We start from the raw sequence: 24154 nt of genomic DNA on the forward strand, positions 1-24154 counted from the left end.
TGACCGGAGGCCTGCCCTAGCGCGGAAGACGGCCGAGATAGCGGAGCAGCGCCGCGACCTCGGCGTCTCCCGCTTCCGGCGCCAGCGCCGGCGCGTAGGCGAACCCGCGCAGGGGTTCGACGAGCTCGTCGGCCACCGGCCGGAGCGACCGGGCGAGCTCGACGGTCAGCGGCGAGTCCTGCCCCGTTGCCACGGCGATGTCCCAGGCGTGCACCGCCGCGTCGAGCGCGCAGGCTCCGGTCGCGAGCCACGGGGCCAGTGCGCCCTGCGGCAACGGGGTGGGCACCTCCGAGGCGTCCACCGGAACCGTCGCCCACGCCTTCGCCGTGACGAGCACGGCGTTTTCCACGAGGTCGACCGGGTCACCGTCGAGACGGCCGGAAGGGGCGAACGGGTTCTCCGACGGCCCGGGCTCCCCGGTGATCGCGGAGGCGTAGGCGAGCTGGTCACCGGCGGCGTGCTGAAGCACCTGCAGCACGGTCCACTCCGCACACGGGGTGGGACGGTCCCAGTCGCCCGCGCGCACGCCCCGCACCGCCGAACGCAGCGCCTCGTGCGCGGTCTCCAGGACGTTCCAGCTGTTCACGGTGGTCTCGGTCATCGTTCTGCCTTTCCGCTCTCCGTTGTCGAGATCGACACTATTCGTCGAATAGGCAGAGTTCGTTCCTAAAGAAAGGCTTCTTCAGCCGCGTTTGACCAACTCGTCCTGGTACTCCGAAGGTGCCCCGCCGGTCCAGGGCAGGACCTGGCCGAACCGGACGAGTTCGCCGTAGTGCTTCGGATCGACTTCCCCGGCGAGCACCAGGTCGAGCAGGGCGCGGGCGGCCTGCTCCGGGGTCTGCGCCTGACTGAAGTCGTCGAACCACGGCCGCGACGCGGCGGTGTCGATGAGGCCGGGACAGACCGCGGCGATCAGCGTGCCGTCCGCGAGATCGCGCTCGCGGCGCTGCGCCGCGACCGCTCGCACGGCCGCGACCTGGGCCACCTTGGACGGGACGTTGATCCAGACCGGCCAGCCCAGGGATTCGGCGGTGCCGTCGTGGATGGCCTTGCGCCAGGTTTCGACGACCTGCTCGACCTGGTCGAGGGTGGCGCCCTCGAAGAGGTGGTGCAGCCGGGGATCGAGCCTGCCCAGCATGCCCAGCGAACTGGCGACCACGAGCAGTCTGCCGCCGGGCCGCAGCACCGGTCCGAACGACCGCAGGATCGCATGTGTCCCGCCGTTGGCCACCGCGATGAAGGCGTCGGCCTGCTCGGCCTGCGACCGGTCGGGGGTGATCCGGGCCGACGCGTTCGACAGGACGATGTCCACCCCGCCATAGGCCCGTTCGAGTTCGGCGGCCATGCGTGCCACCGCGTCCGCGTCGCTGACGTCGAGCACCCGGCCCTCCACCCGGCTCTTCGTGCCGGGTGCGTTCGCGACGAGTGCGGCGGCGTCGGCGACCCGCCGTTCATCGCGTCCAGTGAGCAGAACCAGGTCCTCGGGCCCCAGCCCGGCCGCCAACCCCTCGGCGAGTGCGAAACCGAGCCCCTGGTTGGCCCCGGTGACCAGGGCGATGCGTTGCGCTGTCATGACTTCAGGTTAGGAGCGTCGCTGTCATGCGAACAGCGAAAGTTTCTCAGTCCTGGTATGCGTATGTGTCATGGACTTGGCCGATGTCTCGCCCGGCGCGCTACGGGTGTTCCGGGAGGTGACGGAACGGGGCACGCTCACCGCAGCCGCGGCCGCACTGGGCTACACACAGTCCGCGGTCTCCCGGCAGATCTCGGCACTGGAACGGGCGGCGCGGGTTCGGTTGCTGGAGCGACGGCATGACGGCGTCCAGCTGACCGAAGCGGGGCACATCCTGCTGCGGCACGCCGCGATCGTGCTGGATCAGATGGATGCCGCGGCCCGCGAACTGGCCGGCCTGCCCGCGCGGGCCGGTACGGTCCGGCTCGGCTGGTTCGCCAGCGCGGGCGCCTTCCTCGTCCCCGCTGCGCTCGCGGCGCTGCGGCGCACCGATCCGGCCATCACCGTGGTGACCCGCGAAGGCAGTACACCGTCCCTCGCCCGCGCGCTGCGGGCGGGCACGCTGGACCTCGCGGTGCTGGCCTCCGGACCACCGTTCCGCCCGCTCGACACGGAGTCGCCGCCGCTGGAGTTGCGGACGCTCACCGAACGTCCGCTGTGCGTCGCGGTCCCCGCGACGCATCCGCTCGCGCGGGGCGAAGCGGTCACCGTTCCGGAACTGCGCGGTCAGCGCTGGATCGCCGCACCGTCCGGAAAGGACGAACTGATGGGTGTGTGGCCGGGCCTGGACGATCGACCGGAAATCGTCCACACGGCACGGGACTGGCTCGCGAAGCTGCATCTCGTCGCCGCCGGTTGCGGCGTGACCACGGTGCCGGCGGGTCTCGTCTCCGCGGCCCCGCCAGGGGTGCGGATCCTGCCCGTGCACGGCGGCCCGGTGGAGCAGCGCCGCGTCGTCCTTGCCCGGCTCCCGCAACCGCCCACGGAGGCCGTGAACCGGCTCGGCGACGCCCTCCACCGTGCCGCGGCCGAGGTGTTCGCGGGGAAATAGCTCCGGAAACCCTGCCGTGCCGTGGCAGGGTTCGCGGCGATCGTCGTCGGCATGAAGACAGATCTCACGGACAAGGTGGCACTGGTGGCCGGGGGTACCCGGGGTGCGAGCAGGGCGATCGCGGTGGAACTCGGCCGGAACGGGGCGACCGTCTATGTGACGGGACGTTCCTCCGGGGGACAGCGGTCCGAGGTGAACCGGACCGAGACCATCGAGGAGACCGCCGAACTGGTCCGGCAGGCAGGCGGAACTTCGATCGCACTGCGGGTCGACCACCTGGCCCCCGAGCAGGTGCGGGGCCTCGCCGAGCGCATCGACCGCGACCACGGCGGGCTGGACATCCTGGTGGACGGCGTATGGGGCGGCGACCACCACATGGCTTGGGGGAAGCCGGTGTGGGAGCACTCGCTGGAGGCCAGCCTGCGCATGCTTCACCTCGGGATCGACGCCCATCTGATCACCGCTCACCACCTGCTGCCGCTGGTGATCCGCAAGCCCGGCGGCCTCGTGGTGGAGATGACCGACGGCACGGCCGAATACAACGCCCAGTACCGCAAGGGCACCACGTTGGCGTTCTACCTCGCGAAGGCCACGGCACACTACCTCGCCATCGGCGAGGCGGCCGAAACGGAGGTTCACGGGTGCACGGCGGTGGCCATGACCCCGGGTTGGCTGCGCTCGGAGGCCATGCTCGAAATCTTCGGGGTCAGCGAGGAAAACTGGCGTGACGCGACGGCCAAGGAACCGGACTTCGCCATCTCGGAGTCACCGGCCTTCGTCGGGCGTACCGTCGCCGCGCTGGCCGGGGATCCGGAAAAGGCGCGCTTTTCGGGGCAGACGCTGAGCAGTGGTCAGCTCGCGAAGGTCTACGGGATCACCGATGTCGACGGCAGCCGTCCGGACGCCTGGCGTTACATCGCCGAGGTGGCGGGCACCGACCGGGCGGGAGACACCACCGGTTACCGGTGACGCTCCACCATCCGCCGTGCGAGGTCCGCGAACGCGGCCCGCACGGCGGGTGGCGCGACGATCTCGACCTCCGGCCCAAGCCCGAGCAGTTGCGCGGCTGCGATCTCCGGTGTCTCCAACGCCAGTTCCACATCGGTCCACCCGTCGGCGCCTGGAGGACCAGCCTGCTCCAGCGCCTCCGCCGCGAGGCCGGCGTCGATAACCGAGGGCAACGCGCGCAGGCCACCGGGACTGAGCCGGACCCGCACCACCGTTCTGGCCAGCTCACGCTCGAACCGCGCCGACGAACGCTCCCACCAGCTCACGAGCTCGAACCCGGCGGGCCGGTCGAACCGCTCGTCGAGTTCCTCGACCGCCTCGATCCGCCCGGCACGATAGGTGCGCACCTCCTCCCCGACGGCCGCGACGAGGTACCACACCCCGGCCTTGAGCACGAGTCCCAACGGCTCCAGCACCCGCTCGACGGTCCGATCCCCGCGCCCGTAGGTGACGCGCACGCGCCGCTGCTCCCACACCGCACGGGCGACCGCCGCCAGGTGCTCGGCGTCGTCTTCGCGTCGGAACCAGCCAGGCGCGTCGAGATGGAACCGTTGCGCGAGATGCTGTGCCTGCTCGCGCAACGGGGCGGGCAGCGTCGCCGAAAGCTTCGCGTGTGCCGCCGACATCGCCGTGCCGAGCCCCAGTTCCGCCAGTGCTCGCGGCACCCCCATCGCGAAGATCGCGACCGCTTCCCGGGAGGTGAGCCCGTCGAGCCGGGTGCGCCAGCCCTCCACGAGCCGCACTCCCCCGTACCGCCCCGGCTCCGTCCACAAGGGAACGCCCGATGCCTGCAACGCCGCCACGTCACGATGCATCGTCCGCTCGGACACCCCAAGTGCCTTCGCGAGTTCGGCGATCGTCGCACTGCGGCGGCTCTGCAAGGTGAACAGCAGAGCCACCAGTCGTTCCGCCCGCATTCTCCCGATCCTGCCGCAGACGGGAATCTCCCGGCTGGTCTGCGCCTTTCACCAGACGTGTCCGCGAACGACGGAAAGAACCGCGACTTCCTCTTCCTGCTGGGCAGCGCCCGCACCGGTGGCAACACCGAGCATCTGGCCCGGCGGGCCGCCGAAAAGCTGCCGCCGGGTGCCGACCAACGATGGCTCCGGCTCCGCGACCTCCCACTGCCCGCCTTCGAAGACATCCGGCATCGCAGCGACGGTGTCTATCCGCAGCCCACCGGACACGCGAAAACCCTGCTCGACGCCACCCTGGAAACCACCGACCTCGTCATCGCCTCGCCGCTGTACTGGTACAGCGTCAGCGCGAGCGTGAAGCTGTACCTCGACTACTGGGCGGGCTGGATGCGCGTGCCTGGCCTGGATTTCCGCAGCCGGATGGCGGGCAAAACGCTGTGGGCGATCACCGCGCTCAGCGAGGAAGACCCCGCCAAGGCGAGCCCACTGGTCGACACCCTGCGCATCACCGCCGACTACCTCGGCATGCACTGGGGTGGCGCACTCCTCGGCTACGCCAACCGCCCTGGTGACATCTGGCGAGACGGCAAAGCCCTGTCGAAGGCCGACTCGTTCTTCACCAGCGACTACCTCCGTCCAAATTAGAGAAGGATCTCGTCGTGGGCGGTCGACGGCACGAGCCGCCCCTCCAGTTGTCCAGCGAGACGACCACGGCGCTACCTTGGATCTTCATCCTGATCTCGCTTGCGCCCGGGCCGTCGAGCCGGTCCTCCTCACGGCAGCCCGACCCGTCGCTACCCAACTTCCACCCGCGCGCCCCCGTGAGGTGGCGGATGAACTGCAACTTGATCTCCTCGGTGGATTGACCGTCGTCGCCTCCGACGGTGAACTCTTGTCGGCATGCTTCGTTGCCACAGTCCTCCTTGCTCTGCTCGACGAGAGTCAACGCGGAGGGCAGGGCAGGACCTCGGTTCGATCGACGTAGGGGCCAGGCATCAAGCCGACCAGGAACAGCAGCGCGGAGAACCCGAGCGAAGCCGGCCACACAGGACACCGTCACGGCGCCCGCCGACACCGTCGTCGGCCCGGAGGTGGGGATCACTTCCAACGCCGTCAGTACCGGTGTGGTCGAGCATCCGGCGAGCAGGGCTGCACCGATGGCGCCCACCAGCAACGTCCGGGCGAGCAACAACCAGCCGACCAGCGACGTGAGGGCCAGCACGCCCATGAACACGATCATGCGAAGCGCTACCGACGCCCGCTGAAATTCGCCGCATCAAAGTACGAAACACAACCCGGTGCTGGTCACCGCCCGAGTTCGGGAGATGCACACCCCGTGGGGGCTCGGCCCCACAGCGGGATGGGACACCGGGGAGATGGCCAACGGCCATCGAACAGGATCCGGGTGGAGCTGAGGGGAATCGAACCCCTGACCCCTGCCTTGCAAAAGCAGTGCTCTACCAATTGAGCTACAGCCCCGGACGCGGGCTGGCTGCCCGCGGGAGTTCAGTTGTTGTGCCCTGCGCCCGCGGCCTTGGCCGGCGCGCTGCCGTTGGACGAAACGGCCCCCAGCGGCTTCTCCGTCGGGGCGGTGGCTTCGCGCCACAGGTCAGCTTCGGCCTTGGCGTCCTTGTTGCGCTTGATGACGAACAGCACACCACCCGCGATAACCGCGAGCGCCAACAGCTTCTTCACCTGAAGCCCCTTCTCGATGTTTCGGCTGACACACCGATGCTACTGCACCCCCGTCCGGGGTGAACGCGTAGTCCCGACACCGGCGGGTAGCCCCAAAATACGGCAACAGAAGGAGATCCTAAATGACTGACCGCGAAGACCGCCAGGAAGGCATCAAGGGCACGGTCGAGGGCATCAAGGGTCGAGTCAAGGAAGCCATCGGCACGGCCTTCGGCAATGACTCGGCCCAGCGTGAGGGCCGCGCCCAGCAGGACAAGGCCGCCGAGCAGCGGAGGGTCGCCGAGAGCGAACTGGAGGCCGACCGAGCCCGCGAACGAGCACGCGCCGAAGAGGCGCGTCAGCGCGCCGAGCAATAGTGGTCCGTACTTTCGAGGTCGGCCGGGGCAGGAACCCGGCCGGCCTCCTTGGTTCCACGTGGAACCAGCATCTTCGCTGGTAGAGCCGGTTTCGTTGACCTTGCCCCAGGGGCAGGCAGCACAGTGTGCGGCATGAGGAAGGCAAGCGGGGAACTGCTGACGATCGGAGCCTTCGCCCGGGCCTCGGCCCTGTCCGCGAAGGCGTTGCGGCTCTACGACGAACTCGGCCTGCTCCGCCCGTGCACGGTGGACGAGGCCTCCGGTTACCGCTTCTACGCTCCCGAACAGCTCGAGCGGGCCCGCCTGGCGGCCTGGCTCCGGCGACTGGGGATGCCGCTGGCGCGGATCAAGGTCGTCTGCGAGCTCGACGCCCCGGCCGCGGCGGAGGACAGGAAGGAAGAACCCATGACACCGCTCGCCATCCGCTATGCCGCCCTGTCCGATCGCGGCCTTGTCCGCGCCTCGAACCAGGACGCCGCCTATGCCGGAGCACACCTGCTCGCCGTGGCCGACGGATTCGGACCGGACCTCGCCGGGCAACGCGCCAGCGCGCGAGCCGGGCCGTGCGGGAGTTGGCCGCGAGCGAGGGCGAGGCGGGGACGACGCTGACCGCGATGGTGTGGTCCGGATCGGAACTGGGGCTCGTCCACCTCGGGGATTCCCGCGTGTACCTCCTGAGGGAGGGTCGCCTGTTCCAGCTCACGCACGACCACACCCTCGTTCAGGCGATGATCGACGAGGGCCGCCTCACCGAGGCGGAAGCCGAATCACACCCCCAGCGCACCCTGCTCGTCAAGGCGCTCCACGGCCGTGGCACCGCGGAACCGGACATCGAACTGCGCGAAACCCGGCCCGGTGACCGGTACCTGCTCTGTTCCGATGGACTCCACCGCGCGGTGAGCACAGTCCACCTGACCGAGGTGATGCGCGAAGTGGCCGACCCGGGCGAAGCCGTGCGTCGGCTCGTCGACCTGGCCAATCGCCGCGGCGGTGCGGACAACGTCTCCTGTGTCGTCGCGGACGTGTGCTGACCAATCCATTGCCACGAACGGGTTCTCCCCACGGGTACGGGACCTACGCCCCTTGCCCGACCTGAGCCGGAATGTGTTCCGTGGAGGCGAGGACCGTCGAAGGAGGTACCCATGGAAACCGGAATCCTGATCAGGTGGGGCATGCCGAGGCCGGGACGGGAAAAGGAGTCCCTGAGCTTGTTCGAGAAGTCGGGCCAGTACTACCGCCGTCTCGTCACGGAAGGGAAACTGACCTACTTCGAGCCCTTCATGCTCGCGAGCGGCGACTCCGAGGTCGAGGCCGGATTCTTCATCCTCAAGGGAGAAGTGACCCACATCTTCGAACTACTGGAGGATCAGGAGTTCCGCGACCTGCTGGCGCAGGGCAGCGTGCTCGCCGAGCACTACCGCTTCGACATGCTCGCCGTCGGCGACAGCATCCGGCGGTGGCTTGACGAGTACCAACGTGCTCTCACCACCGTGGCTACCTAGCCCTCTACGGACACCCGAAGGCCGGTTCGCGTACTCCGCGGACCGGCCTTCGATTCTCCGAGTTTCCCGGCATCGACCGCCCGTGGCGTTCTAACCTGTCCCTCCTGGAGGAGGAACATCGGGCGATGCCCAATCCGCCGCGGTGCTCGACGCCGCGACCGACGGCGAAGAGCTTTTCATAGTCACGGAATACGTCCCGGGCCCCACCTTGCGTGAACAGGTGACCGGTCAAGGACCGCGCCGTGGATCAATGACGCCACCTGCGTCAAGAAAGATCCGGCGCCGCAGTACCTGGAATGGGTCCAGTGCAAGGCCAACCGGGACGCCTATGTGGTCGACTTCGAACTGGCCCAGGGCCAGAGCACCCGCGACAGTTGCCGCGACTCGTCGGTCGAGCGGGACCGTCCCGGCTACGAGGCGTTCGTCTATCAGGCGGCGTTCCCGGAGAGCGGTTCGATGAAGAGCTGGACGGACGATCGCGGCTATTGCCACACCTACTGGGACGACGACAAGTTGAGCGCGTTGCCGAGCTTCGCACCTCTGTACCCCTGGACGGCCTGACATCCACACTGTGCAGGATCGAATGGGTGGGGAATGTGCACCCCAAGATGACGGCCCAGAAGTGATCGGGAGGGCCAGACGGGGACCGAGCCGCACCGTCGGGCCTATAAACAAACCGAGCCCGTCTCCCATCAGGCCAAGATCACGACTTTCTGATCTTGCTGGACAGCCATTTCACCTGGTCAGCAACGTCCACGTTCGTCCAGGGAAGTCCGCCAGTTGCACCGGTGGTTGTCGCCCAGTTCGTCACCCCTGTCGACGAGATCGGGCACCCGTTGCAGGAGGTCAAGCAACCGCCCATTACGCGAATTGGGACGCGGGGCATCGCTTCGAACTCGTCGCGTGAGTCGTCGTTCAGCACCGTGTGCGTATCGGGTGACGGATGCTCAGCGATGGCTGGGCCCGCCGGTCAGTCGATGCCTTCGATGATGCGGAAGTCGCGCTCGACGGCGTCGGAGAGAACCATCAGCGCCTTCTGGTATGCCTCGCTCTCGTATGCCGCGACGGCCTGTTCAAAGCTGTCGAACTCGATCAGAACGACGCGTTGCGCGATTCCGGCCTCGTGGGCGACGACTCGACCACCACGGGACAGGACACGCCCGCCCCCAGCCCGGACAGCCGGACCGGCCAGCTAGTTGTAGGCAGTCAGCCTCTCAGGGTCGGAAATGGTGCGGTAGACACTGACCCAGTAGCCCTTAGCCATTGGAAACCTCCTGTTTTCGGCCGGACACGTCCGACTTCGAATTGACACTCAGATCGATCGATCCCGGCGACGGATCACCGGGCATTGAGAGGACGCGCTGATCAGGCCTGGTTCGGGTCCGCCATCCGCGGCTGCCGGTTCGCGTCCCGGCCAAGTCTTCCTCAGCGCCCTGGGCGCCTTCGGCGACGAGGGAATGTGCCGGAGACGGAAACGAAGACTTCCCAGGTCGACGATGTCGGCTATGGCGGGCATTCCAGTCCGTTCACGCATGAGGAGATACAGCCTCATCCGAACCTTGCCGGGTGTCCGCCACCCGCTGGTGCCGTCGGCGTCAACAGCATACTGAGGTCGAAGGTCCAGTGTGATGGATCCAGACGCCTCGAGCCGGGGCCCTTCCGGCCCGCACAGCGTCACGATGTACCGCATGTCTTCGATGGACATGTCGTCCAGCATGATCCACTCTAATCCCGCGCGGAGCACGATGGCCTGGGCTGTCGACTCGGCTTCCCCCTCGACGGCGATGCCCCGCGTGTTACACGCGTGCACTGCCCGCGATCGCGGCAGGCTGCCGCAGCGGACGAGTGCGTCGACGCGCTCAAGGCACACCAGACAAAGCAGGCGTTCGCGCGACGGCTGCCGGTGACCGGTGGCAGGAAACTGACCTCGTGTTCCGTCGGCCGTCAATGGCCCGGAGGCCGACCGAAACCGTGAACGCACCGCATCACGGCACTTCAGGCGCTAGTCACCCATAACCGACGAAAGCCCGTTTCCCATGATCGGGAAACGGGCTTTGACCTCGGTGGGCCCAGGAGGACTTGAACCTCCGACCTCTTCGTTATCAGGCCAAGATCACGACTTCCCTAGCTCGCTCTGCAGGACGTTCGCGCTGGCCAGTGGCGTCCGTGGGCGTCCGCGGACGTCCGTCCTTCTACGGGGTCGTTGTCGCTCACTTTGCCGCCCTCCCCAATGCTCTGACCTGGGAAAAAGGACGGCTGAAACAGTAGGGGGCTGCTTAGTGCCCCCCTACTGTTTCAGCCGTCCGTGACGCTGTGACAGGAAATTAGTGTGGGGAACTACTGTCACACCCCGGTGTCACTCCCCTGTCACACCCGTTTCCGCAGGTCAGGACCGGTTGAGTGACAGAGTGACAGGTGTGACAGTTCCGGGATGCGCCCCGGTGTGACTCCCCGGACCGGCCACGCAGCGCCGCCTACGACCCGAACAAGCGCCCCATCGCCTCAGCCTGCCGTTCCTCGGGCGGAGTCGCCAGCCTGCGAACTTCAGCGGCGTTGCACTCATCCAAGTCAAGTTCGTCAGCGGCGTATCTCCAACCGAACTTCCTGATCGCCCTGGCCCGCTTCGCCGCCATTTCCATGCGTGCTCTGTGTTCGTCGTCCTCCCAGTATCGACTATCAGCCGTCGTCTGCTGACCGTGCTTCCGATAGAGCAAGCTCGGCTCCGATATGAATTCTCCATCAGCGACAGCGTCGGCAGCCAAGACGAGAGCTATCGTTTCACCGCCCGTCAATGCGCTCCATCCCCCTAAAGCCCAGATAAGGTCAGTGCGAGCAGCGAAAGTGTTCGCTTGGACCGGAAACCGTCCTTCTTCGTGGCTCTTCAGCAAATAGCCGTCCGGAAACCTACCCGCTGGCGGATCATATGGCCCTGGCGCCGTACTGCCGTCCGACAAAAGATCCAGGCAGGCAGAGGTGCACCACGCGACCCGGCTCAACACCTCGATATCGCGCATGAGGGCACCAGGCAAAAGAACGTCGTCCGCATCCAAAGTGCGCGTCAGTGTGCCCCTTGCACGAGAAAGCGCCATCGTCCGTGCAACTGCCGCGCGTCCTGGGAGGGATGTCCCCTTCGAAATTCGCGGATCATCGGGGAGTACTGAAAAGGGCTCTCCGCTATCTCCGTCCTCTTGGAGACACCACTCCCATTCCCACCCCGGTGGCATTTCTTGCCCAACCAGAGACTCGTAAGCCTCGCGGAGATGCTGGTACCCCCCGCTATGCACGGCCGTGATGACAGTAAGCACACTAACAGTCGCCATGCGGAGAGTCCTCCCACTTTTTCAAGGGTGTGACGTAGGTGAGCGACAGACGGTCCGCCGGAGTCAAAATGTCCATAACCTCCACTGCTCGGCCATTCGTATCGTAACTCACCTTCCTAATCGGTATTACGGGAACCCCAAACGGGATGTCGTAGAGTTTGATTTCCTCATCCGTTGGCATCCGAGCCGATACGTGATCGACTATTTTTGCAACCTCGACCCCAGCAGTGTAGAGCTGATGAAGAGTTCCGCCAGGCCAAGGCTCATTGTTCGCGTCAAGTAGTGGCGGATAGTCCCTGACTATTTCGTACGGGATATACGAAAAGGTGCGACTGAACCCCTCGCCCTCACGATGCTGCCGGAGATAGGTTCTGCGGAGTACATAGTCGGATTCAGAGATACCTAAAACCTCTGCGACATCCGACGAAGGGTTTACCACTTCGTACGTTGCAGTGTCTTTACTCAGCTGAGCAACAGACACGGATGAATCAAGCTCGGCAACACCGTTTCGCCTTCGTACCTCCTCGGGGGCCCTCGCAAGCTCCTTCTCCACGTGATACCGCTCGTTGGAGCGATTGCTAGTCGTGGGAATCACGCGGACGTGTACGGGTCCGCCCCCGACGCCGCTCAGCAGTCCTTCACCCTTGAGCAGCTGGATGGCTGAGGAAATCGTGTTCTTCCCCGCGCCGAACCTCTCGCGCAACTTCTCATTCGTCGGCAGGCGAGTCCCTGGCTTCAGCTCGCCCGCCTTGATGGCGGCCCGGAGTCGGGCGGCCACCTCCTTCACGTCTGCTGGCACAAGTGCATGCTCGCACGCTGTCACGGAACGCACAAAGCATCCCGGGAAGGTCTTGACATCTTGCGAGACCTTCGGCAACACTCTTCCCAACCATCCCGGGAAGGATGGTCTAGCACGGGAAGGATGCGAGATGGGTACCGGACGGATCACCAGCCTGGAAGCGCTCGAAGCGCTGTTTCCACTGGTAGATGAGGATATTTCCGCCGTGGCGCGCGATGAGGCGATGGCTGCCGAAACCGCCGAGATCGATGCGCTAATCGAGGAAGCGGAGCGCGAGTGGATCGCCGCTGAGCGCATCGAGACGTTCCGGGTATCGCGGGACCTCACGGACCAGCGGTCCGCGCGCCGGTTGCGCCGCAGGGACGAAACCACATTGCTGCGGTCCTTGACGGTTCGCTTGGACAGTGTCGGGCCGGAGTACGGGGAGGCCGCGTGATGCGCACGCTGACCCACACCAGCAGCGGCCCGGTTCAGGCGATGGTGGAGGCCGATAGCGCCGTCACGGTCGAGGTCCACGCCGAGGAGCGGCACACCGCGGAGGTGACGCTGGAGCCGGTCGACCCTCGCGACGCCGAAACCGCCCGCCTGATCGAGAACGCCACGGCCGAGTCCAGGGGCAAGCGGTTCGTTGTCCGGGTGCCCCGGAACGGGGCGGGCGGGAACAGCATGACGGTGATCCGTTCCGGCGGTTCGGTGATCGTGTCGGGTGGCACGGTGACCGGCTCCGTGACGGGGATGGTGATTGGCAGTGGGGTGACCATCGTCAACGGCCAGGTGATCGGCGGTCAGGGCACCACGATCATCAACGGTGGTCGAGGGATGCGCGTGATCGTGCGCCTGCCGCTCGGCTCGGAGATCGAGGTGGCCACCCAAAGCGGAGATGTCACCACACACGGGCCGCTGCCCCGGGTCGAGACCAGCAGCGTGTCGGGGGATGTCCGGATCGAGCGCGCCGAGGTGGCCGAGGTTCGCACGACCTCGGGGGATGTGCGGATCGCCAGCGCGGACGCGGTGCGAGTCAACGCCGTGTCCGGGGACGTGACCGTGCGCGCCCTGGCCGGCCGCGCCGAGGTCCGCACCGTCTCCGGTGACATCACCGTGCACGCGGTGCGCGCCTCCATCGTCCGCGCCGCTGCGGTTTCCGGTGACGTGACCGTCACCGCCGACGCGGGGGTCGAGGTCGATGCGGACACCCGCACGGTGTCCGGCCGTACCCGCAACCGCCGGGGCTGGTGACCCCGATGACCGTACTGAAGGAGTGCGTTTTCTGCACGATTGTCGCGGGGACGGCACCGGCCACGGTGGTGCGGACCTGGTCGGACACGATCGCGATCCAGCCACTCGGCGGCGTCACTGCTGGCCATGTGCTGGTGATCCCCCGCACGCACGTCGCGGATGTCGGGGTGAACCCGGCGGTGTCGGCCCGCACCATGGCGCGCGCCGCCGAGCTGGCGGCCGAGCTGCCCGCGTGCAACGTGATCACCAGTAAAGGCGCCGCGGCCACCCAGACCCAGTGGCACCTGCACGTTCATGTGGTGCCGCGTGTCGAGGGTGACGCGCTGCCGCTGCCGTGGACCCCTGCGGTCCGCTGAAGGGGGCGACGTCATGCGGTTGGACCAGGACTTCGCGGGCAGCGTGCGTCTCTACCTCCCGGGCGGCACGACCTCTGGCACGACCGACTTCACGCTCACGGCCGGGCAGATCGGACCGAGCGAGATGGAGTTTTTCTCGCAGTCCAGATGCCATTGGCTGGCGGGGGCGATCAGCTGCATGACCGGTTGGGACATCGTCGGGGTCAAGCTCTGCTACCCCGACACCGGCTGGAAGCTCGTGCACAGTGCGGTGTCCGTACCGGACGGATCGGTTCTGGACATTCTCGGCCGTCGCCCCAACCCGTCCGCGCTCGTCGAGGAGTACCAGCGAGTCCACGGGCTTCCCGTGTCGCTGGCTTGGCGGCGCACCCACGAGATGTTCAACAACTACCTCACGGGCGGGGACCCGTCCCTGGTCGGCGATCCGCTGTGGTGGACCAAAACCGATGCCGACCCCCGGGTGGCGGCCCTCTACCAGCACTACGCCCGCCTGCTCATCACTCACGCCGGTTACGAGGTGCCCGAGCACTGCCGTCCCGCACCCCGCCCTGACACCAACACCACGGCCGCCACCGGGCGGCCAGCACCGCACCACAACACCACCAACAACACCACTGGAGGAACACCCGTGTCCCACGTCGACGAGATCCGCGCCATCCTCGCCGCCACCAACCAGCAGGCGGAAAACGTCTTCGCCGCGCTGGCCCAGGCCAGCCAGGACACCGACCAGATCCGCGGCCAGCTCCACCAGGTCGCCGAAGGCAGCAACCAGGCCGCCGCACAGGAAGCCCTCGGCATCTACGCGCAGCTGCGGGAGTCCTTGGACCAGGTCATGGGCCTGGTGTCCGCCGCCCGCACCTCGGTCGAGACCTACGCGGCCAGCCTGTGAGGCCCCGCATGACCCGATTCCTGATCACTGATGACCCCAGCCCGGCGGCACGTCCCGCCAAGAACCTGACCGCCGGGCCGGGGCTTCCCAACCAGACAGCAGAGGACTCGAAGGGAAGGAACCCGATGGTAGACGCGCCTCGCAAGGTGGTCTTGAGCGAACAGATGCGTAAGTGCCTGCGTGACCCGGGCGCGCGGTACCCGGTCGCGTACGGCTTCCTGCTCGATGCCATGGACAGCGTGCTGGCTGGCACCAGCGACCTGGACCGGCTCCGCGCGGTCTCTGAGTCGCTGGAGGCCGAGTTGCGGGGGGAGGCGCGGTGAGCGGGCGCCGGTACCCCTGGGACCTGCGGCCGGTGCCGTGGTCGGACCAGCCGGAGTTCACCCGGGGCATGTTCGAGGGTGTTGTCCTCTTGTCATGGGGCATCGCCCCTCGGGACAAGCTGGCCACGCGGCGGCAGTTGCGGGCGATGGGTCTTCGCCCGGGCGGGCAGGACCCGGTGGCGGTGCTCTACTTCCGCAACCGCGCGGCCTGCAAGAAGGTCTTCGCGAACCTGTACCTGATCAGCGAGGCCAAGCCGGTGCGGCCGATGACCGCGGCTCGGCGGGCCGCGCTGGACAAGGCGCTGGCCGCACGCCGCACCTGTCGGACCTGCGGCCGGGATGTCGGCTACTACATGCCGACCAGCACAAGAGAGTGCTGGGAGTGCGAGAACAGCGAGGACACCGAGCAGGGCGCGGGGGTGGCGGCATGAGCAAGGCTGGTTTTCCGGTCGTTCCGCAGAAGAACACGTTGCGGAAGGTGTTGTGGGGCCTGGTGTTCCTCGCGCTGATCGTGTGGGCGGTCAAGCACCCCTACCAGGCCCGAGACGCCATCGCCGCCGTGATGCACGCCCTGTCGGTGATCTTCTCCGGCGGTGGCCACTGATGTCGATATTCGAGGTCCTGGCCCGTTACGGCACGCTCGCGCTGCTCCGCTTCGCCGCCGCGCTGCTGCTGTTCCTGGCACTGCACCTGATCCGTATCCCGCTGGTGTTGGCCGCGGCTGTGCTGGCAGTGGCCTTGGGTCGCCTGGATCGCTACGCGACCCGGCAGGCCAGCACCAGCCCCCGCCGTCCGGTGAACGACTTCTACCCCCACACCAACACCGTTGGAGAGGAGGCGTTTCGTGTCCACGCCTGATCCCCGCCGCATGTCCACACAGGACAGCACACCCGCTTCGCTGGTGCGGGCCAGCACCCCGCCCGCGGCCGAGGTCGAGGCGATGACCGGTGGCCCGACCCGTACGGCCCGGTCGGTGTCGTGGCTGGGCTACCACCTGGGCGAGGTCGCCGGTGTCACGGTGCCGTCGCTGCTGGCGCTCACGGTGTCGCCCTGGTGGGCCACCGTGTCCGGGCTGGTGGCGCTGCTGTGGGCCGTGCACGAGTACCGCATCCACCACCACAACCGCACCGGCCACAAGCCGGGCCAGGAGGTGACCCGATGAGCACGACGACCCCGTTCCCTGAGCCCACCCCCGACGAGGTCCAGCGCGGCCTGACCGAGCTGGAACAGCACCTGGCTACCCACGCCCCGACCGACCCCGGGTCCGCCCGGGTGGTCGAGCCGGTGCAGGGGGAGACCAAGCGTGTGGCCACGCTGCGCGCTGAGGTGGCCGAGGCGCACCGACTGCTGGCGTTGCAGGACGACGAGGCGCCGTTGCTGGTGGAGTCGCCGAAGGTGCGCCGCCGCCGTAAGCAGGGCCAGCAGGCCGCCCGGCTGCACGCCCTCGCGCAGTCCCCGGCACTGCTGGCGTGGCAGGCCGCCCGGTGGCGGCTGGTGCTGACCGTGGCCGCGTTCGTGGCGCTCACGCTCGCCCTTGGCTGGTCTACCGCCGGGGTGCAGGTCTTCGCCGCCGAGGGCGCGCCCGCCTGGTCTCCGTCCTGGTGCTTCGCGTGGCTTGTCGAGCCGTTCCTGTCCCTGGCGCTGCTCACCGTGGTGGCCGCGCGGGCGTTCCTGGCCACCCGGGGCCGCCCGCTGGATCACCCCACCCTGCGCAAGATTGAGGCCCTGTTCCTCGGCCTGACCCTGGGCATGAACGCCTGGCCACACCTGCCCTGGACCGCGCCGCATTTCACCGTCTCCGGGCTGGTGCTGCACCTGCTCGGACCGGTGGTCGCGGTCGCCGTCGTGACCGCTCTGCCGATCATCTGGCGCGCTTTCGCCGAACTCGACCACGCCCGCCCGGCGGGGGCCGGTGAGGGGGTTACCCCCCTTACGTACAGGGCAAATACGCCCACCGCACCCGCCGCCGCGACCGGCGCGGCGCGGGCGCTGGTGGAGCGTGCACGGGAGCTGATCCGCGCCGGGCGGCTGCCGACCGAGCCCTCGGCGAACAAGGTCCGGGCCGCCCTCGGGTGCGGCATGGACGACGCCCGCCACGTTCGTGACGCCCTGCGAGGTGCGGCGTGAGCGACCACCACAACACCACCCCGCCGACCGTGGAGGACCCCACCATGGACACCCGCGACCAACCCACCCCGGGTGAGGAGCTGGCCGAGGTGCACTACCTGCCCCAGCGTCACCCCGACGCGGCCCCGACCCCGATGGACACCGAGGTGGTGGAGGCGGAACTGGTCAGTGATGAGGACTGGCACCGTCTCCAGCAGGCCAAGCGCCTGGCCCGCTACCAGGGTTACCGGCGTGACATCGTGACCGTGGCTCGGGGTGTGCGCACCGTGGCCACGCACCAGCACACCAAGACTGCGGGGAAAACCCTGCTGGCTGCCGGGGTGACCACCTTGCAGGGGGTGGAGTCCTGGGGGCGGCGGGCGTGGGACGCCTCGACCATGGGTGTCTACCGGCGCCAGATCAAGGCCGCCGAGGCGATGGGTGACCGGGAGGCGCTGGCGGAGTGGACCGAGCGCAAGGAAGCCTCCGCCGAACGCCGCCATAAGCGGCTGATGGACCTGCCCAAGATCGCCTGGGGAGTCTCCAAGGTCATCCTGGGCAGCCTGGCCGGGTGTGTGGCCTTGACCCTGCTGGTGGGGCTGTTCGTGCAGCTCTCCGGGTCCGGCGAGTTCGTGAAGGTGATCTCCGGGGTGCTCGCCGCCATGCGATGGATCTTCACCTCCATCGCCGTGGCGTGGACCCCGTTCGTGATGGCGCTTCCCGCGTTCGTGCTGCTCGCCGCCTACCGGGAGGGCCGCCGCCGCGGCCAGGCGCCGGCCTGGCTGGCCACCGCGCGGGAGGCGGACATGGATGCGGCCATCGACGAAACCACGATCGCGCGCGCTTTGGAGGCGCTGCGGATTCCGCAGATCAACGCCTACCTCAAGCAGGGCCTGCCCTTGCAGTACCTGACCACCGCGCGCGCGGATGGGCGCGGCACGCACGCCGTGATCCGCCTCCCTGCCGGGGTCACCGCGGAGAAGATCGCCCGCCGCCGCGCCGACCTGGCCACCGGTCTGCACCGCCTGGCGAAGGAGGTGTGGCCCACCACCGGGTCCGAGGCCGGAATCCTGGACCTGTGGGTGGCCGACAAGGGCGCCCTGGCCGAGGGTGCCGGGCCGTATCCGCTGCTCACCGATGGTGCGGTGGACGTGTTCAAGGGAGTGCCCTTCGGCAAGACCCTGCGGGGAAACCCGCTGGTCGCACCGCTGATGGAGCGCAACACCATCACCGGCGGCATGCCCGGCCAGGGCAAGTCCTCCGCGGCGCGGGTCATCATGGCCGGGGCCGCCCTGGACCCCACGGCTGAACTCCGGATCTACGTGCCGGACGCGAACTTCGACTTCGAGGCGTTCAAGCCCCGCTGCTCCCGCTACGTCATGGGCGCCGAAGACGAGAAGATCGCCCAGATCCTGGCCGACCTGCGGGAACTGCACGCCGAAGTACAGGCCCGCGGGGAACTGCTGATCAAGTTCGAGGTGCCCGCGGTCACCCGCGAGCTGGCCAGCAAGAACGTCGGGCTGCACCCGCTGTTCTGCCTGCTCGAAGAAGCGCACGTCGCCATCCAGCACCCCAAGTACGGCAAGGAGATCTCCAAGCTCCTGGTGGACATCGTGCGGTTGGGCCGTAAGCGCGGCATTCACCTCATCGTCTCCACCCAGGCCCCGACCAAGGACTCCATGCCCCGCGACGTCACCCGCAACTGCTCCAACGGCATTGCCTTCGCCGTGGGCGACCACGTGGCCAATGACGCGCTGCTCGGGCAGGGCGCCTACGCTGCCGGACACCGCGCCACCGAACTGATCCCCGGCACGGACAAGGGCACCGCCGTGGTGAAGGGCTTCACCGGAGAACGCAGCGACATCGTGCAGGTCTACTTCCTGGACGTGGCCCGCGACAACGACCAGGTCACCCCGATCATCGAACGGTCCCTCGCCGCGATCGAGGACGCCGGACGGGGCCTGCCCGGCGGCGACCGGCCGGTGCGCGAGATCGAGCCGGGCAAGCAGCGAGACTTGCTCGAAGACCTGGACGAGGTGCTGGGCAACGACCCTGTTCCCGCCGCCCGGGTCGCGCCCCTGCTCTCCGCCCTGGACCCCGACTGGCCGCCCTACCAGGGTCTCACCGGCACCCGACTGTGCGCCGAGCTGGCGATGCTGGGGGTCAAGGTGCCCAGCTCGAAGAACCGCTACCCCATCGACCCGGTCACTATCCGTGAAGCGCTCGCGGTCGCGGCGACGGCCGACCTGGACGACGACGAGTAGCCCACATCTCCGGGTTAGGCCCGGCCACACCCCGCCGCAAACCCCCGATTCCAGGGCCGGAAACAGGGCCACGGCGCGGGCCTAACCCACCTAACCCACCTAACTTTCCGCAGGCCAGCGCCACACTAGCCGACCTAACCCGCCGGGTTAGAAACCTAACCCGACTCCGGCGACCTAACCCCACAACCTAACCCACCGGACGACACCGACCCGAGGTGATCGCCATGGCCCGTCACGCCCACATGCCGTCACTCACAGTCACATTTGGAGGACTGGTGAAGACCCGAATCGCTCGCCTGATCGCCGCGCTCGTCGCCACCTGCGCGGGTGGCTGTGGCCGCCCCGTCCCGGCCGGGCAGGTCATGTGCTCGGTCTGCGCCACCAAGTAACCCACCTGCTCTGCCGGGCCGCCCGTTGACCCGCCTCCGGGCGGCCCGGCAGTCACCAGCCCCGAAGGGAACATCACCGATGCACCCGCACACAACACGCCTGCTCGCCGCCGCCCTCGCCGCCGCCGAGCGCGGTTGGCACGTCTTCCCGCTCCGCCCTGGGGCCAAGCAACCGGCCCTGCACGGTCACGCCGCCTGCCCCGGCACCGGCCCTTGCACCGAAGGACACCAGGGGTGGGAGCAGCGCGCCACCCTCGACCCCGACCGCATCCGCGCCGCCTGGTCCCGCGCCCCCTACAACGTTGGGTTGGCCACTGGGCCGTCCGGGCTGTGCGTGCTCGACCTGGACACCCTCAAGCCCGGGGAGACCATGCGCCCGGAGTGGGCACGCCACAATGCCACCCGAGGGGAAGACGTGCTCGCCATCGTCGCCGAGCAGGCCGGACAGCCCGTGCCCGGGGACACGCTCACGGTTCGGACCCCCTCCGGGGGACTGCACCTGTATTTTCAGGCGCCCGACGGGGTCACCTTGCGCTGCACCGCGGGCGACCGTGGCAACGGACTCGGCTGGAAGATCGACACCCGTGCGTGGGGCGGCTACGTCGTCGCGGCCGGGTCGATCGTGGACGGCAGCGCCTACGACTACCTGTCCGCCCAGGACCCCGCCCCGCTGCCCGGGTGGCTGGTCGAGCGGCTCACCCCGGCCCCGCCACCCCCGGCCCCTGTCGCCCCGATCCGGCCCACCGTGGGCCGGTCCCGCTACCTCGACGCCGCCATCCGCGCCGAGGCCGCCAAAGTCCACAACGCGACCAAGAGCCAGCGCAACGCCACCCTCTACGCCGCCGCCCTGGCCCTCGGGCAACTCGTGGCCGGGGGCGCCCTCACCGAGGCCGAGCACGAACAGGTGCTGCTGACCGCCGCCTCGCGGCACATCAGCGAAGGCGCCTACAGCCAGCACCAAGCCCGGCAAACCATCGCCTCCGGCCTCCGCGCCGGGCGCAACCGGCCCCGCCGCATCGCCTGACCACCCCGACCAGACTGGAGGGACACACCATGCCCGCACCCCGCGCCCTCGCACCGGTCCCCGACCAACCGCAACGGCGGACCCGGTGGACCGACGCCGAACTCATGGCCGTGGACTTCCCTGAGCCCCGGTGGGCAGTGCCCGGCCTGCTCTGTGAAGGCCTGAACCTGTTGGCGGGGGCGCCCAAGCTCGGTAAGTCCTGGCTGAGCTTGGGCCTCGGCGCTGCCATCGCCAACGGTGACCCCGCCCTCGGCACCATCGACGTCGAACGCGGACCGGTGCTCTACTGCGCCCTAGAAGACACCGGGCGCCGCTTGCAACGGCGGCGCCGCCAGATGCTCGCGGCCGGGGGCCGGGCCGCGCCCCTGCTCACCCTCGAAACCGCCTGCCCCACCATGTCCCATGGTGGCGAAGCCCTGCTGTGCGAGTGGCTGGAGGAGAACCCGCACGCCCGGCTGGTCATCATCGACACGTTCGCCAAGATGCGCGGCGCCGACCCCTCAGGCATGTCCGCCTACGCCGCCGACTACGCCGCCGCCGTCCGGTTCAAAACCCTCGCCGACCACTACGGCGTCCCGTTCCTGCTCATCCACCACGTCCGCAAGCAGGCCGCCGAGGACTTCCAGGACATGGTGTCGGGCACCAACGGGTTGACGGGCGCCGTGGATGCCACGTTGGTGCTCAAGCGCTCCCGGGGCCAAGCGGACGGGGTCCTGCACGTGACCGGGCGTGACGTCGAAGAGGCCGAATACGCCATGAGCTTCGATGCGAACTCCGGGGCCTGGACCAAGCTCGACGGCCCCGCCACCGACTACCAGATGCACGACACCCGAACCCTCATCACCCGGTTCGTGCGCGACTACCCCGGCCAGAAACCCGCCGCCATCGCCGAAGCGCTGCAGCTCAACCCCGGCACCGTCCGGCAGACCCTCGCCCGCATGGCCAAGGACGGCCAGCTCCGCGCCGCGCCCGGCGGCACCTACTTCCCGCCCGACCAGGGCAGTGACACCACGGACACCTCCGAACTGTCACACCTGTCACTCCGTCACTCAACCGCCCCTGACCAGGGAGAACACCTGTGACACCTCCTGTGACACCCCACCCCACTGTCACACCCGCCCGCCCCGAGGAGCGAAGGAGGAACGCGATGGACACCCTGCCTGACCGGCAGCTCTACCGCATCACCGAGGCCATGCGCCTGCTCTCCATGAGCCGCTCCGCCCTCTACGAGCAGATCCGCACCGGACGCTTGCTCTCAGTCAAGCAAGGCCGGGCCCGCCTTATCCCTGCCCAGGCGATCAGCGACTACGTCCAACTCCTCATCAACGAATCGGAGGTCATGAATGGCCAAGCAGCGTAGCAACGGTGACGGGGGCCTGTTCTGGGAGGAATCCCGGCAGCGCTGGCGCGCTGAAATCACGGTGGGATACACCGCAGGCGGAAAGCGCCGGACGCGGAGGGCATACGCGAAGTCCAAGACCGAGGCGAAGAACAAGCTCAAGGAACTCTTCAAGGACCTCGAAGACGGCATCGCCGAGGACCGGCGCTACACGGTCGCCCAAGCGGTGCGCGACTTCCTGGAGTTCGGTCTGCCTCGCCGGAGCATCGGCACGGTTGAGAAGCTGACCATCCTGGCGAACACCCACATCATCCCTGAGCTCGGGGCGCGGAAACTTCGTGAGCTGACGGCTGAGGAGGTGGACCGGTGGCTAGCCGTAAAGGCCGAGGTCCTGTCCACGCGATCGCTCCGAGAGGTCCTCTCCGTGCTCCGGCGCGCCGTCGCGCGGGCCCAGAAGCGGGAGAAGGTTCGTCGTAACGTCGTGCTGCTGTGCGAGATCCCGGAGGGACGGCCCGGACGCCCGTCCAAGTCGCTGACCTTGGAGCAGGCGGAGGCGGTGCTGACGGCCGCAGAAGGCACGCCCATGCGCGCCTACATCGTGGTGTCGCTGCTCACCGGAGCACGGACCGAGGAAATGCGGGCCCTGACCTGGTCGCACGTGGACCTGGTCGGTAAGCCGGACGCCACACCGCCCATCCCGCCGCACATGAGGGTGTGGCGGTCGGTGCGAGAGCATGGCGACACGAAGACCCGGAAGTCTCGGCGCTCGCTCGCCCTCCCTCGGCGCTGTGTCGAGGCCCTGAAGGCGCACCAGGTCAAGCAGGACTTCATGCGGACCCTAGCGCGGGAGCGATGGCAGGAAAACGACCTGGTGTTCTCGTCGGCGGTCGGCACCGAGCTCGACGCGGCCAACGTCCGCCGCGCCTTCCGGAAGGTGGCCGAGAAGGCTGGGCTGAACGCGAAGGACTGGACGCCCCGCGAGCTACGGCACAGCTTCGTCTCACTGCTGTCCGATAGCGGCGTACCGATTGAGCAGATCTCGCGACTGATGGGCCACAACGGGACGGCCGTCACCGAGCTGGTCTACCGGCACCAACTCCGGCCGGTCATCGAGCATGGCGCCGAAGCGATGGATCGGATCTTCGCAAGCTGACCTGCCGACACCAGATCTGGCGGCAATGTCGCCCAGAATGACGCTCAGGCCCCGTTTCCCTTGATTGGGAGACGGGGCCTGATCTGCTGTGGGCCCAGGAGGACTTGAACCTCCGACCTCTTCGTTATCAGCGAAGCGCTCTAACCGCCTGAGCTATGGGCCCCGGGAACGACAGAAGACTACAGGATGTCCTCTACTCCCGTTCAGCCAGGGTCACTTCAAGGCCTCCGGCCAGGTCAGCGGACACGTTGTAGATGAACGCGCTGACCGTGGCCAGGGCCGAGAGCAGCACGATGTTGATCGCGCCGAGGATCGCGGCGATGCCGAACACGCGCCCGGCGCTGATCAACGGTTCCGCGGGCGCGTTGCCGGCGTCCCCGGAGACCAGCGACGAGTAGGTGCCGTTCAGCTTGTCCCACACGCCCATGCCGTCCAGCACGGTGTAGAGCACGCCGACCGCGACCAGCCAGACGAAGAACAACGCGACGCCGAGGACCAGCGACAGCTTCAGCACCGACCACGGGTCGACCCGCTTGACCTGCAGACTCGCGCGCCGGGGCCCCCGGCCGGGACGGCGCAGGGCACTGGGTGTGGCGCGCTTGGTCCCGGTGCCGGCGACGCTCACTGCTTCCTGCCCCTTCAGCCCCGACGTGTCCTCGGACGGCCCGCCGGGGTTGCCGAACATCCCCTTGGCCGCGGTACCGGTCACCACCGGCCGCTCGGCACCGTCCGTATCCGAGTACAACACACTTTCCCCGGCCTGGCCGCCCGGAAGCCACTGCGTGGGCGCATCGGCGTTCGCGTTGGCATCCTTGGCGGAATCGTCGGGTGTGTCCTTGCTCAGCCGCTGCCACGGTGGCGTGGCCGGCTCACCGTTGGTCGTGGATGTTTCCGGAGTCTCGGGCGAAGTCACT

Annotated in this window: 31 protein-coding genes, 2 tRNA genes and 1 pseudogene; 23 read left to right on the forward strand and 11 right to left on the reverse strand. The window is 68.2% G+C overall.

All coding sequences use genetic code 11. The annotated features are described in order from the left end of the window. Positions 1-16: 16 nt before the first annotated feature. Together ORV05_RS32645 and ORV05_RS32650 are read right to left on the reverse strand one after the other, a co-directional pair. The gene (locus ORV05_RS32645) at positions 17-601 is read right to left on the reverse strand and encodes a TIGR03086 family metal-binding protein (protein WP_268755730.1); all 585 of its coding nucleotides are present in this window, start codon (positions 599-601) and stop codon (positions 17-19) included. Between the two features lie 81 nt (positions 602-682). Further along, positions 683-1573: an SDR family NAD(P)-dependent oxidoreductase gene (locus tag ORV05_RS32650; protein ID WP_268755731.1), complete on the reverse strand. Its 891-nt coding sequence runs from the start codon at positions 1571-1573 to the stop codon at positions 683-685. Between the two features lie 70 nt (positions 1574-1643). Here ORV05_RS32650 and ORV05_RS32655 point away from each other — a divergent pair, with 70 nt between their 5' ends. Both ORV05_RS32655 and ORV05_RS32660 read left to right on the forward strand, forming a co-directional pair. Then, positions 1644-2564 (forward strand): LysR family transcriptional regulator, encoded by a 921-nt coding sequence (locus ORV05_RS32655; protein WP_268755732.1) that lies wholly within the window; start codon positions 1644-1646, stop codon positions 2562-2564. A 51-nt stretch (positions 2565-2615) separates the two neighbouring features. Continuing rightward, positions 2616-3533, forward strand: a complete 918-nt coding sequence (locus tag ORV05_RS32660; protein ID WP_268755733.1) for an SDR family oxidoreductase — start codon at positions 2616-2618, stop codon at positions 3531-3533. Here the strand turns inward: ORV05_RS32660 and ORV05_RS32665 are convergent. Beyond that, positions 3524-4489 carry a helix-turn-helix transcriptional regulator gene (locus ORV05_RS32665; RefSeq protein ID WP_268755734.1) on the reverse strand — a complete coding sequence of 322 codons (966 nt, stop codon included), beginning with the start codon at positions 4487-4489 and terminating at the stop codon, positions 3524-3526. The two genes, ORV05_RS32660 and ORV05_RS32665, sit on opposite strands and share 10 nt — an antisense overlap. 57 nt (positions 4490-4546) lie before the next feature. Between ORV05_RS32665 and ORV05_RS32670 the strand changes: the two genes are divergently transcribed. After that, entirely contained in the window at positions 4547-5134 is a 588-nt protein-coding gene (locus ORV05_RS32670) for a flavodoxin family protein (RefSeq protein WP_268755735.1), read from the forward strand. Here the strand turns inward: ORV05_RS32670 and ORV05_RS32675 are convergent. The 3 genes from ORV05_RS32675 to ORV05_RS32685 form a co-directional block, all read right to left on the reverse strand. Next, positions 5106-5717 carry a hypothetical protein gene (locus tag ORV05_RS32675; RefSeq protein WP_268755736.1) on the reverse strand — a complete coding sequence of 204 codons (612 nt, stop codon included), beginning with the start codon at positions 5715-5717 and terminating at the stop codon, positions 5106-5108. The two genes, ORV05_RS32670 and ORV05_RS32675, sit on opposite strands and share 29 nt — an antisense overlap. Positions 5718-5895: 178 nt before the next feature. Further along, positions 5896-5968, reverse strand: a tRNA-Ala gene (locus tag ORV05_RS32680). Between the two features lie 27 nt (positions 5969-5995). Continuing rightward, a complete protein-coding gene (locus ORV05_RS32685) occupies positions 5996-6184 on the reverse strand; it encodes a DLW-39 family protein (RefSeq protein WP_144585929.1) in 189 nt (62 codons plus the stop codon). Positions 6185-6306: 122 nt separating this feature from the next. Between ORV05_RS32685 and mbp1 the strand changes: the two genes are divergently transcribed. From mbp1 to ORV05_RS32710, 5 genes are all read left to right on the forward strand, one after another. Next, the gene (mbp1, locus tag ORV05_RS32690) at positions 6307-6540 is read left to right on the forward strand and encodes a microaggregate-binding protein 1 (protein ID WP_268755737.1); all 234 of its coding nucleotides are present in this window, start codon (positions 6307-6309) and stop codon (positions 6538-6540) included. A 132-nt stretch (positions 6541-6672) separates the two neighbouring features. After that, positions 6673-7149 (forward strand): MerR family transcriptional regulator, encoded by a 477-nt coding sequence (locus ORV05_RS32695; protein ID WP_268755738.1) that lies wholly within the window; start codon positions 6673-6675, stop codon positions 7147-7149. After that, positions 7104-7571 carry a PP2C family protein-serine/threonine phosphatase gene (locus ORV05_RS32700; RefSeq protein ID WP_268755739.1) on the forward strand — a complete coding sequence of 156 codons (468 nt, stop codon included), beginning with the start codon at positions 7104-7106 and terminating at the stop codon, positions 7569-7571. Before ORV05_RS32695 ends, ORV05_RS32700 begins: the two co-directional genes overlap by 46 nt. Positions 7572-7682: 111 nt before the next feature. Then, positions 7683-8042, forward strand: coding sequence for a hypothetical protein (locus ORV05_RS32705; RefSeq protein ID WP_268755740.1), 360 nt, complete (start codon positions 7683-7685; stop codon positions 8040-8042). A gap of 330 nt (positions 8043-8372) precedes the next feature. Next, a complete protein-coding gene (locus tag ORV05_RS32710; protein ID WP_268755741.1) occupies positions 8373-8603 on the forward strand; it encodes a hypothetical protein in 231 nt (76 codons plus the stop codon). 409 nt (positions 8604-9012) lie between these two features. Here ORV05_RS32710 and ORV05_RS32715 read toward each other — a convergent pair. The 3 genes and pseudogenes from ORV05_RS32715 to ORV05_RS32720 all read right to left on the reverse strand — a co-directional run bounded on the left by ORV05_RS32715 (position 9013) and on the right by ORV05_RS32720 (position 12161). Further along, positions 9013-9306 (reverse strand): annotated as a pseudogene (locus ORV05_RS32715) (DUF1330 domain-containing protein). Positions 9307-9354: 48 nt separating this feature from the next. Beyond that, positions 9355-10023, reverse strand: a complete 669-nt coding sequence (locus tag ORV05_RS36555; protein WP_407652627.1) for a hypothetical protein — start codon at positions 10021-10023, stop codon at positions 9355-9357. Between the two features lie 1325 nt (positions 10024-11348). Further along, the gene (locus ORV05_RS32720; RefSeq protein WP_268755742.1) at positions 11349-12161 is read right to left on the reverse strand and encodes a GntR family transcriptional regulator; all 813 of its coding nucleotides are present in this window, start codon (positions 12159-12161) and stop codon (positions 11349-11351) included. A 130-nt stretch (positions 12162-12291) separates the two neighbouring features. On the opposite strand from ORV05_RS32720, the gene ORV05_RS32725 reads away from it, so the two are divergent. The 15 genes from ORV05_RS32725 (at position 12292) to ORV05_RS32795 (ending at position 23240) form a co-directional block, all read left to right on the forward strand. Further along, positions 12292-12597 (forward strand): hypothetical protein, encoded by a 306-nt coding sequence (locus ORV05_RS32725; RefSeq protein ID WP_268755743.1) that lies wholly within the window; start codon positions 12292-12294, stop codon positions 12595-12597. Beyond that, the gene (locus tag ORV05_RS32730) at positions 12597-13397 is read left to right on the forward strand and encodes a DUF4097 family beta strand repeat-containing protein (protein ID WP_268755744.1); all 801 of its coding nucleotides are present in this window, start codon (positions 12597-12599) and stop codon (positions 13395-13397) included. Before ORV05_RS32725 ends, ORV05_RS32730 begins: the two co-directional genes overlap by 1 nt. A gap of 5 nt (positions 13398-13402) precedes the next feature. Beyond that, the gene (locus ORV05_RS32735) at positions 13403-13753 is read left to right on the forward strand and encodes an HIT family protein (protein ID WP_268755745.1); all 351 of its coding nucleotides are present in this window, start codon (positions 13403-13405) and stop codon (positions 13751-13753) included. Between the two features lie 13 nt (positions 13754-13766). Continuing rightward, positions 13767-14642 carry a hypothetical protein gene (locus tag ORV05_RS32740; protein ID WP_268755746.1) on the forward strand — a complete coding sequence of 292 codons (876 nt, stop codon included), beginning with the start codon at positions 13767-13769 and terminating at the stop codon, positions 14640-14642. Between the two features lie 8 nt (positions 14643-14650). Beyond that, positions 14651-14965, forward strand: a complete 315-nt coding sequence (locus ORV05_RS32745) for a hypothetical protein (protein WP_268755747.1) — start codon at positions 14651-14653, stop codon at positions 14963-14965. Next, a complete protein-coding gene (locus ORV05_RS32750; RefSeq protein ID WP_268755748.1) occupies positions 14962-15396 on the forward strand; it encodes an RRQRL motif-containing zinc-binding protein in 435 nt (144 codons plus the stop codon). Before ORV05_RS32745 ends, ORV05_RS32750 begins: the two co-directional genes overlap by 4 nt. Further along, complete coding sequence (locus tag ORV05_RS32755; protein ID WP_268755749.1) at positions 15393-15569, forward strand: hypothetical protein; 177 nt, start codon at positions 15393-15395, stop codon at positions 15567-15569. The genes ORV05_RS32750 and ORV05_RS32755 overlap by 4 nt, the downstream gene beginning before the upstream one ends. Beyond that, positions 15569-15823, forward strand: coding sequence for a hypothetical protein (locus ORV05_RS32760; RefSeq protein ID WP_268755750.1), 255 nt, complete (start codon positions 15569-15571; stop codon positions 15821-15823). Before ORV05_RS32755 ends, ORV05_RS32760 begins: the two co-directional genes overlap by 1 nt. Next, on the forward strand, positions 15810-16127 hold the full coding sequence (locus tag ORV05_RS32765; protein ID WP_268755751.1) for a hypothetical protein: 318 nt from the start codon (positions 15810-15812) through the stop codon (positions 16125-16127). Before ORV05_RS32760 ends, ORV05_RS32765 begins: the two co-directional genes overlap by 14 nt. After that, positions 16124-17092: a conjugal transfer protein TraI gene (locus tag ORV05_RS32770; RefSeq protein WP_268755752.1), complete on the forward strand. Its 969-nt coding sequence runs from the start codon at positions 16124-16126 to the stop codon at positions 17090-17092. The genes ORV05_RS32765 and ORV05_RS32770 overlap by 4 nt, the downstream gene beginning before the upstream one ends. Next, positions 17089-19335, forward strand: coding sequence for an FtsK/SpoIIIE domain-containing protein (locus ORV05_RS32775; protein WP_268755753.1), 2247 nt, complete (start codon positions 17089-17091; stop codon positions 19333-19335). The genes ORV05_RS32770 and ORV05_RS32775 overlap by 4 nt, the downstream gene beginning before the upstream one ends. 468 nt (positions 19336-19803) lie before the next feature. Further along, entirely contained in the window at positions 19804-20748 is a 945-nt protein-coding gene (locus tag ORV05_RS32780) for a bifunctional DNA primase/polymerase (RefSeq protein ID WP_268755754.1), read from the forward strand. A 29-nt stretch (positions 20749-20777) separates the two neighbouring features. Continuing rightward, on the forward strand, positions 20778-21830 hold the full coding sequence (locus ORV05_RS32785) for an AAA family ATPase (RefSeq protein WP_268755755.1): 1053 nt from the start codon (positions 20778-20780) through the stop codon (positions 21828-21830). Between the two features lie 65 nt (positions 21831-21895). Further along, the gene (locus ORV05_RS32790; protein ID WP_268755756.1) at positions 21896-22108 is read left to right on the forward strand and encodes a helix-turn-helix domain-containing protein; all 213 of its coding nucleotides are present in this window, start codon (positions 21896-21898) and stop codon (positions 22106-22108) included. Continuing rightward, a complete protein-coding gene (locus tag ORV05_RS32795; RefSeq protein ID WP_268755757.1) occupies positions 22092-23240 on the forward strand; it encodes a tyrosine-type recombinase/integrase in 1149 nt (382 codons plus the stop codon). Before ORV05_RS32790 ends, ORV05_RS32795 begins: the two co-directional genes overlap by 17 nt. Positions 23241-23329: 89 nt before the next feature. Here ORV05_RS32795 and ORV05_RS32800 read toward each other — a convergent pair. After that, positions 23330-23403: transfer RNA gene (locus tag ORV05_RS32800), tRNA-Ile, on the reverse strand. Between the two features lie 30 nt (positions 23404-23433). Further along, complete coding sequence (locus tag ORV05_RS32805) at positions 23434-24153, reverse strand: DUF3566 domain-containing protein (protein ID WP_268755758.1); 720 nt, start codon at positions 24151-24153, stop codon at positions 23434-23436. Between the last annotated feature and the right edge of the window lies 1 nt (position 24154).

Source organism: Amycolatopsis cynarae, from assembly GCF_026802195.1.
Taxonomy (GTDB): Bacteria; Actinomycetota; Actinomycetes; order Mycobacteriales; family Pseudonocardiaceae; genus Amycolatopsis_E; species Amycolatopsis_E rhizosphaerae.